This is a genomic window from Bifidobacterium sp. M3-N-101 (assembly GCF_023656805.1).
Taxonomy (GTDB): Bacteria; Actinomycetota; Actinomycetes; order Actinomycetales; family Bifidobacteriaceae; genus Bifidobacterium; species Bifidobacterium breve.
The window spans coordinates 228,964-244,303 of the sequence record NZ_JAMOKQ010000002.1; the positions used below are offsets into that span (position 1 = coordinate 228,964).

A 15,340-nucleotide genomic window follows, 5' to 3' on the forward strand; every position below is an offset into this window, starting at 1 on the left:
CATCTTGTCTATCGCGCGTCACCCGGCGCGCCGATGCGCCGGTGGACGGCCGCCGCCGCGCCGATCAGCGGCGCCGCCCCTCCGAGCTCGCCCTCGACGAGCGGCGTCGGCTTGACGAGCGCGAGCGCCGAATCGGCGAACCCGGCGCGCAGGGCGTCCCACCAGATCGGACCGGCCTTGACGACCGAGCCGGAGACCACGATCACGTCCGGGTCGATGAGGTTGCCCATGCCGCCGACGCATTCGCCGAGCGCACGGGCGCTGTCGGTGAGCGTGCGGCGGGCCAGCTCCTCCCCCGCGGCCGCGCGGGCGGCCACCTCGGCGCCGTCCGCAGCCGGGAGGTTCTCGTCGCCGGCCTCCTCGCAGCGCCGATTGTAGAGGTCCTTCAGCCCCGTGCCGGACGCGACCGGCTCGATGTGCCCCTCGAGGGTGCCGCACGAGCATAGGAATCCGCGGCCCAGCGCGCTCGGCACGTGCCCCGCGTGGCCGGCCACGCCGTGCGCGCCGGTGAACAAGGCGCCATCCACCACGATCGCGCCGCCGATGCCGGTGCCCACGCCGATCGAGAGCACCACGCCCCTGCCGCGTCCGGCGCCGTACGTCGCCTCGCCCAGACCGTGCGCGCCCACGTCGCCGATCATGTGCACCGGCAGGTCGGTCACGGCCGCGAACGCGTCGTAGATGCGCTGGCCGCGCCAGCCGGGCAGGATGTCCGTGGCGGAGACGATCTCGCCGGTTTCGCTGTCCGGCACGCCCGCCGCCGCGATGCCGACGCCGGCGATCGCCACGCCCTCGGCCTCGGCGCGCTCAAGCTGGCGGACGGCGAAGGCGACGATGCGGTTCTTCAGGTCCTCGCCGCCGCGCGCGGCCTCGGTCGGGATTTCGCAGCGGGCCGTCACCTCGGGCCTGCCGTCCGCGCCCGTGTTTGCGTTTGCGCTTGCGGGCAACGTCACGAATCCCGAGGCGACTTTGGTGCCGCCGATGTCGAAGGCGAGGTAGGTGGGTGCCGCCCCCGCGCTCATGCGACGACCGCCTCGTGGATGTGCGCGAGATAGTCGAGGCGCTCCTCGACCGTCGCGTCCTTGGGCACGCACACCTTGGCGCCCAGATAGTCGAGCGGGCGCTCCTGCGCCCCGGCGGCGCGCACGGCGGCCTTAATGGCGGCGGCATCCATGAGCGAGGTCGGCTCGTCCGGGTTCATGGGCAGGTGGCCGTCGATCCAGCCGTAGCCGTACTGGGTCTCCTCCGGGCCGGCGCCGGAGAACATGAGGCCGCTCAGCACGCCGGCCTTCGCGGCGGCCTCCACGTGCGCCACGGCGGTTTCGGGCGTGCGCCCCTCCACCACCGAGCGTCCCCAGTTGACGGTGAGCCCGATGCCGGCCGACCCGCACAGCGCGATCTCGTCCTCAATCGGCAGGAAGCCCTTTTCCGGCTTCTGCCCCTCGACGTACTTGTCGCAGTGCTCGATCACCAGCTTGGCGCCGGACCAGTCCAGCTGCGCGAGGGCCTCGAGCGAGGCAGCCATGGCGTCGCGGCTGGCGATCCTCGTGGGCGCGGAGTGGATTTCGATGAACTTGACGTCCTGGCTGGCCCTCCACTGGGCGAAGTCGGCGAGCGCCTCGCGCAGCTGCTTCATGAACGCGAGCGCGACCTTGCGCCCGTCCTCGTCCGGGCTGGCGAGGCCGAAGTTCGGGTCCTTCCACACGTGCTGCATGGTGCCGGGGATGACGGTGACGGTGTTGCCGCGCCAGTGCTTGGGCAGGTGGCCGGCCAGCCAGATGCGGTCGGCGGTGTCCGCGAGGTCGCCGGGGAAGGGCAGCTCGGTGCCCTCGATCCACGGCTGCTCGCCGAGCAGGTCGTAGTAGGTTTCCTGGGCTTCGCGCCCCTGGGGCAATGACGCGTATGCGCCGACGACGAATGATGGCATGCTGGTTTCCTCCTTGAAATGCCGGTGCCTGAGCATTTCCATTCTACTATTATCAGACGTCTGATGTCTAATCTATTAACGCCGCGCAACGAGCGTGTTCCATCGGCCCGCGCTTCGACCGCCACTTGGCTTTCCGAGGGCGGATTTCCGCCGTTGCGGACATATACTCCGCCTTCCGAGGGCACCTCAACGGGCGCGCCACGGGCATCGGCCCCTCATATTGCGCCATATTCCAACGGCGGGGTGCTCCCCGCACGCCCCCACGCGCCGATGCGACTGCCCTCGGAAGGGCGAGTAGGTGTCCGCAAAACGCCCCATCTGCCCCAGGAAGGATAGCACCGAATTTTGGCCCACCGGCCCTATCGGAACAGCGACACCCCGCGGCGGGCCATGCAGAACGCGTTGCCGAGCCACGTGTGCTTGGAATTCGGCCACACGGCGCCGAGCCTCGGCGCGTTCTGACTCATCCAGATGCTCGGCACGCGCCCGTCCGCGCTGCGCGAGCCGAGCAGGTTGAAACCGTTCTTTTCCAACAGCCATTCAGGGTGCTGGGTGGCGATGGCCAAGCCTTCTTCGAGGGTGAGCGGCAGACGCTCGTCGGAATCAATCAGCTTGCGTGCCACGTCGGGCTCGCGGTTGATGTAGCAGGTGCCGGTATGCGGATCGACCACCAGATAGAACGGGCCTTCGGGCGGCATGAATCCGTCTTGCGGCAGGAAGCTGGCGATGTCTCGCGGAGGCATGGTGGTAAAGCCGGCCATGCGGTTGATGGAGGTTCGCGCAATCAGCGATTCGGGCGAGACTAGCTCGCGCGTAGGCACCAGTAGGATGTTCGAGCCGAGATCGGAATGCTCGAGCGCGCCGATGAGCGGCTCGGCAAGCGCGCGGAATGCGGCGGCACTCATATCCGCCACGTCCGGGTAGCCGAGGGCCACGATACGGTCGAGTTGCTTTTGCGCCTCTACTGATGCGATAGACATGGCTACCAGTGTAGAACACTGCCGTCTCTTCGCTAGTCACTTTGCCAGTTATGGAGAGGATATCGGGCTGCGCTGCGCGGGGTACGCCATGGGGTGCGCCGCCGAGCCGCCATATGGGAAGACGGCCACTGTTGTTCTGCATGTTTCGTACAATTACCGTGTGTTTGCGGCCATTGCAAGATGGTCGCTTGAACGTATCAGCCCATCGAAACCCGAAGGTCATAGAGGTCATCATGCCCGAAAAGATAAAGGTCGGCATTCTCGGCGCCACCGGTATGGTCGGCCAGCGTTTCATCACGCTGCTGGAAAACCACCCGTGGTTCGAAGTGGTCACGCTTGCCGCTTCCGCACACAGCGCCGGCAAGACGTATGAGGAGGCCGTCGGCAGCCGTTGGAAGATGGAAACGCCGATGCCCGAATACGCCAAGCACATGGTGGTTGCGGACGGCGACGACGCCGAGTCCGTGGCCGAGAACGTGGACTTCATGTTCTCCGCGGTAAACATGCCGAAGGACCAGATTCGCGCCATTGAAGAGCGTTATGCCAAGACCGAGACCCCGGTGGTCTCCAACAACAGCGCCCACCGCTGGACCCCGGACGTGCCGATGGTGGTGCCGGAGATCAACCCGGAGCACTTCGAGGTGATCGAGCACCAGCGCAAGCGCCTGGGCACTACTCGTGGTTTCATCGCCGTCAAGCCGAACTGCTCGATTCAGGCCTACACGCCGGCACTGGCCGCGTGGAAGGAATTTGAACCGCGTGAGGTGGTTGTGAGCACCTATCAGGCGATTTCCGGCGCAGGCAAGACCTTCAAGGATTGGCCTGAGATGGTGGGCAACATCATCCCGTTCATCTCTGGTGAAGAAGCGAAGTCCGAGAAGGAACCGCTCAAGGTGTTCGGCCATGTGGACGCCGAAAAGGGCGAGATCGTGCCGTTCGACGGCGACCTCAAGATCACTTCGCAATGCATCCGCGTGCCCGTGCTCAACGGTCACACCGCCACCGTGTTCCTGAACTTCGGCAAGAAGGCCACCAAGGAAGAGCTTATCGACCGTCTGGTGAACTACACGTCCAAGGCTTCCGAGCTGGAGCTGCCGCACGCGCCGAAGCACTTCATCCAGTACCTCACCGAGGATGACCGCCCGCAGGTCAAGCTTGACGTGGATTACGAGGGCGGCATGGGCGTTTCCATCGGCCGTCTGCGCGAGGACTCCATCTTCGATTGGAAGTTCGTGGGCCTGGCCCACAACACCCTGCGCGGTGCCGCCGGCGGCGCCCTCGAGTGCGCCGAAATGCTCAAGGCCCTCGGCTACATCACCAAGAAGTAGTTGCAACCGTCTGTAACACGCCCGCTACCTCGACTATATGCACGTCGGGTAGCGGGCTTTGCATATTCCGCTCCATACAGCGAGATGTTTCCGGCCGGCGGCTGACTCATTTTGCCCATTCTGCCGGAAATCAACGCCAACTCGCGTTTCAAGGGGCTGATTTAACGTTCTCCGGACGTCTACTTCCGTTTCAAGGGGCTGATGGACAAGTAGACAACATGCAAAAACGGCGGAATGACGTTGTCACAATGCCGTTTATACTCGGGATCTCGCATTCGAGGAGCCCCTCGAAACGGAAGTAGATGTCCCCAAGAACCCGAATCCGCCCCTTGAAATCGAGAAAGCCCTCCGCGAGGAGGGCTTTCGTTGTATATGCAGTAGAAATCGCGGCTCAGCGACCAGTACCGCCGTACACCACGGCTTCAATCTGGTCGGCATCGAGACCGTAGGCAGTGTGCAGAGCCTTGACGGCGTCGTTCAGCTGGTCGAGCGGCACAAGCGCGGCGATACGAATCTCGGAAGTGGAAATCATCAGCACGTTAATGCCCTCATCGCTCAGGGCCTGGAAGAACTTGGCGGCCAAACCGGAGTGGGTCTTCATGCCGACGCCCACCACGGCCACCTTGCCAACGTTGGTATCCACATCGAAGGAGTGGTAGCCCAGCACGTCCTGCTTGTCGAGCAGCGTGTTCTGCACCTGCTTGACGGCTGCCTCCGGCACAGTGAAGGAGATGTCCGCAGTACCCACGGACGCACCGGCCTGCACAATCATGTCCACATTCACGCCGGCGGTGGCCAGCTCGGTAAACACCTTGGCGGCCATGCCCGGCTCGTTCGGCACGCCGCGCACGGTGGCCAGCGCCTCAGAACGGTCGTGGGCGATGCCGGAAATCACCGGAGCTTCAGGGCCCAGGTCGGGGAACAGGTCGCCCATGGATTTCGCTTCTTCTTCAGTCATGTCTTGCCTTGTCTTGCTTGATATTGCTAACGATTTTGTCGGTTATTCGGGTTCGGTTCGGTCTCGCTCAGTCGATGTTCGGCAGCGTGCGCGGATCCACACCGTCAGGCACCACCAATGTGCCGGGGCGGCGGGAGAACGAGGAGCGCACGTGCAGCGGCATGTTGAAGCGCTGCGCGTATTCCACGCAGCGCAGCGCCAGCACCTTGGAACCGCAGGAGGCCATTTCCAGAATGGCTTCGTAGCCGATGGAAGGAATGCGACGAGCGGAGGTCACGATGCGCGGGTCGGCGGTGAAGATGCCGTCCACGTCGGTGTAAATCTCGCAAACGTCGGCACCAAGGGCCACGGCGAGCGCCACGGCGGAGGTGTCAGAACCGCCACGGCCGAGCGTGGTGGCATCGCCCTTGGCGTTGATGCCCTGGAAGCCGGCGACGATGGCAATGTCTCCCAGCGATAGCGCGTTCTTCACACGATCCGGCTTGACGGCCTTGATATGGGCCGCGCCGTAACGGGCGTCGGTGAGGAAGCCGGCCTGCTGACCGGTGAAGGAGTGCGCACGGCTGCCTTCGGCGTGAATGGCCATGGCGAGCAGGCTCATGGAAATTCGTTCGCCAGCGGTCATAAGCATGTCCATCTCGCGCTCGGGCGGGTTGGAGTCGATGCTGAGGGCCTGATCGATGAGGTCGTCGGTGGTGTCGCCCATGGCGGAGACCACCACGGCCACTTTGTTGCCCTTCTTCTCCGTCTCAACAACGCGCTTGGCCACACGTTTGATCGATTCGGTATCGGCGACCGACGAGCCGCCGTACTTCTGCACGATGAGAGCCACTGCTGTCCTTTGTTCTTCTCTTGGGAGTATTTGCCGATTATTCTACGCAAACGCAACGATTATAAAGGTGCCGCGTTCGCGAAGCGAACCATCGCCGGCATATGGACACCGTAATAGCCTTGGCGATTATGCTCCCGCGCGCTTCCGCCGTACACCGCCCGCACACCCGATGTTCGGTGGCACCGCATAGCCACCGCTAAACCGCTGTGCCGCTGAACCGATATGCCGCCCTGTCGCACCACGACGGTGAACCCGCAACCAGCAAACATTCAGGATTCCGCCGGGTGTTCTTTGAGGCTACTCCCCCGCCGCTCGGACGATGAGGTTCTGTCTTTGACCGGGGCCATGCAAAACAATAAGCCGACGCTTGCCGGAATGATGACGCTCGGCGATTACCCGCAACGCATCTACCCCAACCTTTGCATTACCGCGATTGCAGTCAATGGCACTGTTTTGCAGCCCGATGACGGTGGAGAACGCTTCATCGACAACAAGCGGTACGAGGGCACTATCGCAGAGATGCTCGAAGGCGCGCTGGGGTTCATTGCCCGCAACGGGAAAACGAGAGTCGTGATTCGCGACGGAAAACGCACCGACATCCCCGAATATCCGGAAACCGCGGTACGAGAAATAATCACTAATGCTCTCATGCACCGCGATTATGGCCCATACTGCAACGGCACGCCCATCCGACTTGTTATGTTTTCGGATCGGCTGGAATGTTGGAATCCGGGCGGCGTATACGGCGGCCAAAGCATCAACGATTTGGGCTATGCCAACATGCCGACGCGAAATCCCACGCTAGTTTCAATTTTGGAGATTGAGAAAATCGCGGAAAATCGCCACTCGGGGATCGCCGTTATTCGGGATGAGGCTAGGACACACGGAGTCCGGCAGCCGGAATTTATCGACCAGAGAGGTTCATTCCTCGTACGGTTCTTCAACAGCAGCGCGGAAACGAATGCTAGCGACCATGACGCCACGCCCGGCCAAGACAAGAACAGCCCGCGCCCGGCCGACATCGAAAATACTATTCTTGCGTATTGCGCCGAACCGCGATTGGCGCAGGAAATCGCAAATCATGTAGGCCGAAGCCTGCAATATACGCGACGAGAGTACATTCGGCCGATGGTCGAGGCCGGGAAACTGTCATTTGACGCTCCCGGACAAGCCCAAGAGCGAGTACCAGCGGTATCGTCTGACCAATGCTGCATAGAATTCCATTTTTTGTAGGGCGAAGTCACGAAAGTGATTGCGCCCATTTTTGATTCCGATTCTGAACCCATCAATTTTGCGCATTGAATGTACAAAAATTAGTGCATTGAATGTACAAAAAATACATTCAACATCGTTGCCGTCCAATCCTCAGCGAGAAACTCCCTAAGATCGGGGAAGCTGGAACCACATTGTCCGAAAACATGGTGGTGGACGCGCTTAATCCGGTATGCTCCCGTCTACGCCGTCGCCCGGCACCGAGGCCGGGCGACGCAGCGAGAAAGAACATACCATGCCTGACCAACATCCCATTCACTCGGAAGGGCCACCGCAAGAAGACGACACCTCAGGCGCCTCGCCCAAGCCGATGCTGTCAACCGAGGGGCAGATAGCGCATCTCAAGGCCAGGGGCGTCGCGTTCGAACTATGCGACGAGCAGGAGGCACTGGAGTACCTGCGCGCGAACACGTACTATTACAAACTCGCCGCCTACCGCGTGCTGTTCCCCAAAAAGGTCGGCGGGGCCCATGACGGCGAGTACGCGATCAGGTTCTCCGGAGTACCTTGTACCGCGAAAATTGTTATGTGATTGATGGCGTACACTCGATGGCATACGTGACAGCAAGACTCGGGGCAGCCAACAGGCAAACACGCATGCGCACACCCTGGCAGCAGGCATAGGGAGAGGGAACACAGAAAATGGCTTTTCTGCATAGACGCCCGAAGAGCAAGCATGCCCGTTCCCGCGCTAATGCACCCGCCGGCGCATCCGCCGCGGCAATAGCCGACGCATCAGTCGATACAACAACAAACGATTCAGCAGCAGCCGATGCGGCAGCAGCCAGCAACACTTTCACCCAAGATCCGTTCAACGAGGTCGTCGACGTCTCCGATCTGGCAGCCGAACGCCGCCGCCTCCAGCGCAATCTGCTGGCGATGCGCATCATCACCATCCTTCTGCTCATCGCCGCCATCGGCGCGGCCTGTTTCCCGCTGACTCTGCAATTCCAATCCAGCCAGGAGCTGGCCGCCACTGCTGCTACCAGCGCCAAGCAAGTGGCCGGATGGCCCTACCCGCAGGCAGAGGACAAGATGAAAGTCGCACGCGCCTACAACAAGAAGCTTGCCGATTCCGGTCAGCCCGTACTGGGCGAGGCGGTCGATCCGTTCTCGGCCGCGCAGGGTGGGTCACGCGCCAGCGGCGAGGACTCAGCCTCCAAGAAAGACAAGGAATACCAATCGCTACTGGATGCCGGCAACGGCGTGATGGGCACCATCAAAGTCCCCAAGCAATCCATCAACCTGCCGATTTACCACGGCACCTCCGAGGAGGCACTTGCCTCTGGCGCCGGGCATCTCTACGGCACATCGCTTCCCGTGGGCGGCAAGTCCACTCATTCGGTAATCACCGGACACCGCGGTCTGGTGGAGGCCATGATGTTCACCCGCCTGGACGAGGTGAAGAAGGGCGACTTCTTCTATATCGAAGTCATGGGCGAGACCTTGGGATACAAGGTGGATAACATCTCAGTGATTCTGCCGGACGACACCTCAAAGTTGCGCATCGCGCCGGGCGAGGACCGCGCCACGCTGATGACCTGTACGCCGTACGGTGTGAACACGCACCGACTGTTGATTTCCGGGCACCGTGTCTCGATTCCTGTGCCTGCCCCCGAACCACGCGACGTGCACGACGGGCGGACCATTGGCATCGCGGTCGGTGTCGGCATACTGCTGGCTGGACTGTTCATCATCTGGCTACTGCGGCGGCACAAGCCCGCACGCATCATGCATCACGCCGCTTTCTGGCCCTGGCATCGCCGCGACGGAGAAAGCGCCAACGATACGTTGAGAGTGCTTGCCGAGCCAGTCAAGAAGCCAGTAGGCGAGTTGCCACCATCCGTATAATCATCCGGCATACATGTCGTCCACAGACACAAACGACATACGTTCATCCTCGCAGTATCGATTTCGGATAGATTCACCTACCTCATTTTTTGAAAACAGCACAAACCGAGCTGTCTCCGGCAAGTAACCACGGATTAATCCGGCCCTCCCACGCAGCCGCTCAACGGCTTCCGTCTCATTAAATGAGTTACGCCACTTGCACTCGCCTATCAATATCTGCTTACTCAGAGAATCAGCCGCAATCACATCAATATCGGTCTGTTCCCGCGCAATCGGATCATTACACCACCATTTGCTAAAAGGTTGTCGAACAACAGTCGAAGTACGTTATCTTCGAATCCATCGGATTCATTGATACGCGCAAGATAGTACGGAGTACCGCCAAAAGTCGCGTAATAACGAACCAAATCCTGCGACTTCGTGTTAGGAAGAAATTTCGCTGCGTCAGCGTAATCGAACGGCAACAACCTGATTTGGGCAGTGCGTCGGCCATACAATCGGCTTTTACGGCCAAGCACCTCGCTCTCCATGAACCCTTCATTACTGCCGGCCAAAATAATCGTCATATTAGTCGCAAGCAACCCATGATCAACGGCAATCTGCAGAGCGGACGGCAACGACGGTTCGGCAATTGCCGCATATGGAAATTCCCTGTAAATACGATACTCTTAAGGAGAGAGATGCCGCTTAAGCTTCGCGGCGGCCGGCTAGGGCTCGGCCGAGGGTGATTTCGTCGGCGTATTCGAGGTCGGAGCCGACCGGCAGACCGCTGGCAAGACGCGTAATCTTGACGCCTACCGGACGCAGCAACTGGGTCAGGTAACTGGTGGTGGCTTCGCCTTCGATGTTCGGGTCAAGCGCCATGATCACCTCTTTGACCTCATCGCCTTCCAAACGCTTGAGCAGGCCGGGGATGCGCAAATCCGCAGGGCCAACGTTGGCCATCGGGTTGATGGCGCCGCCGAGCACATGGTAGAGGCCGCGGTATTCGCGGGTGCGCTCGATGCTCATCACGTCCTTAGGCTCCTCGACCACGCAGATCACGCTGCGGTCGCGGCGCGGGTCCGCGCACACCGGGCAAGGGCTCGTCTCGCACACGTTGCCACAAATCTCACAGAACCGAACCTTGGCCTTGACCTCTTCGATAGCCTCGGCCAGCTCGCGGGCCTCATCTTCGGGGGCGGACAGCATGTAGAAAGCAATGCGCTGAGCTCCTTTGGGACCGATTCCGGGCAGGTGCCCGAATGCGTCAATCAACCGCTGGATGGCGCCGTCATAGGCCAATGCCATGTGTGCTCCTCATGTTTTTCGTTTCGTATGATGTGCTGCGGTCAGTCATCCGTATGCTTCTTGGCGGGCTGGATGTTCTTCGGGTTCTTCGGGTCATCGGCCGCAAACTCCTCGACCTTCTTGACCTCGAACAGCTTCTTGAGATCATCCATCTTCATGGCCGTGGCATCGCCAAGCGACTGGTCGCTCATCGAATACTCATCGTCCTCGGCCGCAACCTGCGGCTGAGGGCTCGGCGGCACTGGCTGGTTCCACGGGTCAGCAGCGCCCGAGTTCTGGCTTTGCGGCATACCCTGACTCTGCGATGGGGTCTGCCGCTGAGCCTGACCCTGCGGTTGATTCCACGGATCCGGTTCCGATTGCGGAGGAGCTGGTTGATTCCATGGATCCGGCGCAGCTTGCGGCGCAGACGCAGCAGGCTGGTTCCACGGGCCACCCATCGGTTCGGCAGGCGGAGGCACCGGCTGGTTCCACGGGTCAGCGGATGCCGTTGGGGCAGCAGAATCCGCAGCCGGGGCACCCACGTTCGAGGAAGTAGACGCGGCGGATTGCTCAGCTTGGCCGGCCTGGGTATTGGCGGTCGCATCTTGTGCGTGTTCGACAGGTGCTGCCGGCGTTGCCCATGGGTCCACGTCATCGCTCATGTCCGGTACGGCGACATGCTTCTTGTGGCGCTCTTCAGGCGCCTGTGCAGATGCAGGGTCTGGATTGCTCGGAGCAAAACCATCAACAGACGGCTCACCTGCAGACGCAGATGGCTCGCCCATAGCCTCAGACGATGCGGCAGGTTTGGCCCATGGATCGTCATCATCCAAATCGGGCTTGTTCGAAGTGCCTCCCGGCGTTACGCCAGAGGCTCGGTGGCTGCCATCCGCATCTTCGGCGTTCCCCTCAGCAGCCGGCTTCTGAGCTTTTGGCTCACTGCCGGAATGCATGCCCAGGCCAGCTCCCAGACTCGAAGCGGCCAGACCCGCCTTGGCCATCGCAATCTGCTGCTTGACCTTGGCCAACTGTTCGGGGCTCAGGCGCTTGACGGATTCCACTCGCTCACCGTTGGCCGCAACGGCCGCAGGAGCGATAACCGCATCGGCACCGAATTCCTGGCGTACGGCATCCATCACCACGATTGCGGCCTTTTTGCCGCTGTTATCCACCGCGAGCGCAAACGCATGCTGGCTGAGCGGCTTGTCGAAGGTCATGGACAGGCAGGGCAATCCCTTACGGTTGGGGCCGAATGCCACCGTCGGCACCTTGTCTCTGGTGACGTATTCGCGGATGGCCTGCGGCAATGCGGCAACGGCTGCATTCCACTTTTCATCAGTGGATCGGGAGTCGGAGCTTGGAGCCGTAGCATTCGTAACAGAAGCTGCTAGTGCAGCAGGAGCGGAGGCTGCGGGCATGGCCTGCTGAGCAGGGGCAGCTTGACCGGCGGCACCCGTCTGGCCAGCGGAGCCCGCTGGATTCAATGTGCCAGCGGCATTCCATCCACCGGCATTTGCGGCAGGAGCGTTAGCCGGGGTCTGCGGCTGTGACTGCGATCGGTTGCGCGAAGCGCCGGAGAAACCACCCTGTGAGGCTCCGGCGAAACCGCCGCGAGACGCTCCAGCGAAGCCTCCTGCCGCACCTCCCGTAGCGGGAGCGGCAGAGGCTACAGCTCCTGTGGCTGGCGCGGGAGCTCCCAATGCGGGAGCGGCAGCGGGTGCAACGAACCCGTTTTCGCTGCCGGCCAGCAGTCGGGCCGCCAGCAATTCGAGTCGCATACGCGGAGAGATGGCACCGGTCATGGCACCCAGCGTGGTGTTGATGATATCCGCAATGGCGGTGAGCGCGCTCAGTCCAAGGGCCTTGGCCTGGCGGTGCAGGTCGTCCATGTCCTCGGCCTCGGCCGTGTCTGACAGCACGGATTCCGCGCGGTCGCCCGCCAAAGTCAGCACCAGCAGGTCACGCACGCGGGCCAGCAGATCCTCCACGAATCGTCGTGGGTCGAACCCGCCGACCACGACCTTCTGGATCACGCCGTACAGGGCCTCGCCGTTATGATCGATGACCGCATCGATGGCCTCACCGATCAACGCTTCAGGAGTGAAACCAAGCAGAGCCACGGCGGCATCATGGGTGATGACGCCCTCGACGGAACCGACCATGAGCTGGTCCAACACGGACAGGGTGTCTCGCATGGAGCCGCCGCCGGCACGCATCGCGAGTTTCAGCACGCCGGGCTCAGGCTTGATGCTCTCTTTCTCGCAGATTGTTTCCAGATAGGGGCCCATGACCTCCTGCGGCACCAGACGGAACGGGTAATGATGGGTACGCGAGCGGATGGTGCCAATCACCTTGTCCGGTTCGGTGGTGGCGAAGATGAACATCACATGCTCAGGCGGTTCCTCAACGATCTTGAGCAGCGCGTTGAAGCCCTGCTGCGTGACCATGTGAGCCTCGTCGAGGATGAAAATCTTGTAGCGGTCGCGGGCGGGGGCGAACCCGGCGCGTTCGCGCAATTCGCGGGCATCGTCCACACCGTTGTGTGAGGCGGCATCGATTTCGACCACATCGATGGATCCCGGGCCTCCGGTGGCCAGATCCTTGCAGCTTTCACACTCGCCGCACGGATGCGAGGTTGGGCCCTTGGCGCAGTTGACGCAACGGGCCAGGATACGCGCGGAACTGGTCTTGCCGCAGCCTCGCGGGCCGGAGAACAAATAGGCATGCGTGAGCCTGCCCTCGTCAAGGGCTCGCATCAAAGGAACCGTGACCTGGTCCTGGCCGATCACACCTTCAAAGGTGTCCGGACGATAGCGACGATACAGTGCAAGTGCCATAGCTACTAACCTACCTTGCCCCTCACTCAATTTTTCGTAAATAACAGAGATCGTTTCGGTATATACCATTCCGAGCAGTTCATTGCTTCGTCGATATATTGGCGATCTCATGGGCGACATGCACCACACGGTTTCGGAATTGACGTTATTTTGTTCGGTATTTCCTCGTACTCCCGTTTGTTTAACATAGTGTCAACATCAGTTACATTCAGGAGGCACCCATGAGCCAGATTCTCGAGGACAAGCGCGCCAACCGCGGAGACGCTCGCCGCGAGTCCATTGTGCGCGCCGCACGCGAAATCTGCTTGGAAAAGGGCTTCTCCAAGATCACCGTCTCCGACATCGCCAGCAAGGTCGGCATGACGCGATCGCTGTTCTACCACTACTTCAACGACAAGGACGCCGTGGCCGACGCCGTGCTGGATGATGTGATCGATGAGATCCTCACCAAGCTCGAGGAATGGAACCAGGCCCGCGAAATCGGCAACGTGAACAAGGCGCTTGACGAAATCGTTCTCGTACTGCGTTCGCTCATTGCCGACGAAAGCCCGTTCTCGAACCGGATGATCCAGGACGGCAACGCCGAACTGTACATCAAATTCATCGACCGGGCCGCCGACCGCATCGCAGACTACATCGCCCAGACCACAGTGCGCGACTTCGAGCAGATGCATGGGCTGCCAATCATCAACGTCCACGAGACGTTCTTCACGCTCAACGTGGGACTGATCTCCCTGATCCGCTCACACCCCGGTGTCAGCGACCGCACCATCAAGGAAGTCATTGCACAGACGCTACACATCGAAAGCTACATCGCATAACCGCTGCCAGCGGCAGACCTCCCCTCAGTCAGCTTCGCCGACAGCTCCGCTCGGAGAGGGGAGCCAAAGCATTTTCGTCTAGTTAAAGCGTCCGGTCACGGGATCACGGCCATCGCGGATGATGGCATCGAGCACCTGCTGCCTGGAATCGACCTCACGTGCCGCCACGGCCGGCGGCACCAGCACGCGCAGCGCGCAATTCTCCGCCACCACACGAACCGGCAAATGCCCGATGTATTCGCCATCAGCCATCAGCACCGGAGGCTCATCGCCTTCGTTTGCGCGAGTGACCTCGATTTCTCGAATCCGCTCCCACCCAAATACGTCGGAGGCAAGCAGCTTGCCGTTATACGCATTCGCAAGAGCCACTGCGCACTCCCGCACGTTCGGCACATGATCCATCCACACCAAATCCAGCAATCCGTCGGAGAAACAGGAGTATGGCGATACCTCGATACCACCACCGATATGCCGTGAATTCGCGACTGTCAACAGCGGGGTGATGATGTCCCTCTCGTCCACGGAACCATCGGCCAACGTGGCCTTGATGTGGTATCCGTAACGCTTCATATGCGTCAGCTCCACCAGTACCGCCAAGAAATAGCGCATGGTGCCGGTCGGCAGACGCGAATGGTTCGCACGGTCATTGATGCTCGCATCAAGACCGCAGGAGAGCATGCCAGCATAGTAGCGATCGATCGGATACTCAGCGGACCTGTCGCCCTCGCACTCGTATTCCTCCCCGGTGGACGTATCTACCGCATAACCACCTTCCAAGGAAGTCACACGGCCCATGTCCACATCGATATGCGAACCGCGCACGATGGCGCCCACGATGCCTTCCACCGCGGTTTCAATACGGTTCACCGGCAGCTTGAGCCCGCGAGCGAAATCGTTGCCCGACCCCATGGCCACAATACCCAAAGGCTTGCCGCTGCACCCAACCGCATTGGCGCCAAGCGCTATCATGCCGTCGCCACCGACCACCACCAAGTAGTCATACTCATGCGACCGTTCACGAGCCTGATGCAATGAATCCTCGAAACTCGTACCGGTAATGTCGATGACTTCAAAATTATGGGAGCGACCTGCCTCTTCCAGCAGATTCAGCACCTGCGCATCCACCTTGGCACCGCGTCCTTTATCGGAGGTGGGGTTTCCCACCATTGCCACGATGCTGCGGCGCTCGTTGTGTTCACTCTCGCTCATGCTTTTACCTTAGCCAAGGATGGCGAAAGTCCGCTAGAATGCGGCCCTGTTTT

At 61.2% G+C, this 15,340-nt stretch carries 15 protein-coding genes; 5 read left to right on the top strand and 10 right to left on the bottom strand.

Annotation, left to right across the window (positions count from 1 at the left end; genetic code table 11):
• Window positions 1-8: 8 nt before the first annotated feature.
• The 3 genes from NBH12_RS02505 to NBH12_RS02515 form a co-directional block, all read right to left on the bottom strand.
• Window positions 9-1,022, bottom strand: a complete 1,014-nt coding sequence (locus NBH12_RS02505) for an ROK family protein (protein WP_065454051.1) — start codon at window positions 1,020-1,022, stop codon at window positions 9-11.
• Window positions 1,019-1,927: a DUF4862 family protein gene (locus NBH12_RS02510; RefSeq protein WP_052828369.1), complete on the bottom strand. Its 909-nt coding sequence runs from the start codon at window positions 1,925-1,927 to the stop codon at window positions 1,019-1,021. The genes NBH12_RS02505 and NBH12_RS02510 overlap by 4 nt, the downstream gene beginning before the upstream one ends.
• Before the next feature lie 359 nt (window positions 1,928-2,286).
• On the bottom strand, window positions 2,287-2,907 hold the full coding sequence (locus NBH12_RS02515) for a DUF5701 family protein (RefSeq protein WP_003828018.1): 621 nt from the start codon (window positions 2,905-2,907) through the stop codon (window positions 2,287-2,289).
• Window positions 2,908-3,140: 233 nt separating this feature from the next.
• Between NBH12_RS02515 and asd the strand changes: the two genes are divergently transcribed.
• Window positions 3,141-4,235, top strand: coding sequence for an aspartate-semialdehyde dehydrogenase (gene asd / locus NBH12_RS02520; protein WP_250819137.1), 1,095 nt, complete (start codon window positions 3,141-3,143; stop codon window positions 4,233-4,235).
• 391 nt (window positions 4,236-4,626) lie between these two features.
• On the opposite strand, the gene NBH12_RS02525 is transcribed toward asd, so the two are convergent.
• On the bottom strand, window positions 4,627-5,193 hold the full coding sequence (locus tag NBH12_RS02525; RefSeq protein ID WP_025221042.1) for an ACT domain-containing protein: 567 nt from the start codon (window positions 5,191-5,193) through the stop codon (window positions 4,627-4,629).
• Window positions 5,194-5,260: 67 nt separating this feature from the next.
• Window positions 5,261-6,025, bottom strand: a complete 765-nt coding sequence (locus NBH12_RS02530) for an aspartate kinase (RefSeq protein ID WP_003828014.1) — start codon at window positions 6,023-6,025, stop codon at window positions 5,261-5,263.
• Window positions 6,026-6,271: 246 nt separating this feature from the next.
• On the opposite strand from NBH12_RS02530, the gene NBH12_RS10900 reads away from it, so the two are divergent.
• The 3 genes from NBH12_RS10900 (at window position 6,272) to NBH12_RS02545 (ending at window position 9,148) form a co-directional block, all read left to right on the top strand.
• Window positions 6,272-7,258: an ATP-binding protein gene (locus NBH12_RS10900; protein ID WP_250819138.1), complete on the top strand. Its 987-nt coding sequence runs from the start codon at window positions 6,272-6,274 to the stop codon at window positions 7,256-7,258.
• Between the two features lie 274 nt (window positions 7,259-7,532).
• A complete protein-coding gene (locus tag NBH12_RS02540; RefSeq protein WP_141670529.1) occupies window positions 7,533-7,829 on the top strand; it encodes a hypothetical protein in 297 nt (98 codons plus the stop codon).
• 110 nt (window positions 7,830-7,939) lie between these two features.
• Window positions 7,940-9,148 (top strand): class C sortase, encoded by a 1,209-nt coding sequence (locus tag NBH12_RS02545; protein ID WP_250819139.1) that lies wholly within the window; start codon window positions 7,940-7,942, stop codon window positions 9,146-9,148.
• Here NBH12_RS02545 and NBH12_RS02550 read toward each other — a convergent pair whose 3' ends face one another.
• From NBH12_RS02550 to NBH12_RS02565, 4 genes are all read right to left on the bottom strand, one after another.
• Entirely contained in the window at window positions 9,149-9,394 is a 246-nt protein-coding gene (locus NBH12_RS02550) for a hypothetical protein (RefSeq protein WP_003828008.1), read from the bottom strand.
• Window positions 9,391-9,714 (bottom strand): AAA family ATPase, encoded by a 324-nt coding sequence (locus NBH12_RS02555; RefSeq protein ID WP_003828007.1) that lies wholly within the window; start codon window positions 9,712-9,714, stop codon window positions 9,391-9,393. Before NBH12_RS02555 ends, NBH12_RS02550 begins: the two co-directional genes overlap by 4 nt.
• 121 nt (window positions 9,715-9,835) lie before the next feature.
• Window positions 9,836-10,438 (bottom strand): recombination mediator RecR, encoded by a 603-nt coding sequence (gene recR, locus NBH12_RS02560; protein WP_003828006.1) that lies wholly within the window; start codon window positions 10,436-10,438, stop codon window positions 9,836-9,838.
• A gap of 41 nt (window positions 10,439-10,479) precedes the next feature.
• Window positions 10,480-13,257, bottom strand: a complete 2,778-nt coding sequence (locus NBH12_RS02565; RefSeq protein WP_250819140.1) for a DNA polymerase III subunit gamma and tau — start codon at window positions 13,255-13,257, stop codon at window positions 10,480-10,482.
• A gap of 221 nt (window positions 13,258-13,478) precedes the next feature.
• Here NBH12_RS02565 and NBH12_RS02570 point away from each other — a divergent pair, with 221 nt between their 5' ends.
• The gene (locus tag NBH12_RS02570; RefSeq protein ID WP_065454054.1) at window positions 13,479-14,078 is read left to right on the top strand and encodes a TetR/AcrR family transcriptional regulator; all 600 of its coding nucleotides are present in this window, start codon (window positions 13,479-13,481) and stop codon (window positions 14,076-14,078) included.
• A gap of 78 nt (window positions 14,079-14,156) precedes the next feature.
• Here NBH12_RS02570 and NBH12_RS02575 read toward each other — a convergent pair whose 3' ends face one another.
• Window positions 14,157-15,287, bottom strand: coding sequence for a diacylglycerol/lipid kinase family protein (locus NBH12_RS02575; protein WP_250819141.1), 1,131 nt, complete (start codon window positions 15,285-15,287; stop codon window positions 14,157-14,159).
• Window positions 15,288-15,340: the final 53 nt, after the last annotated feature.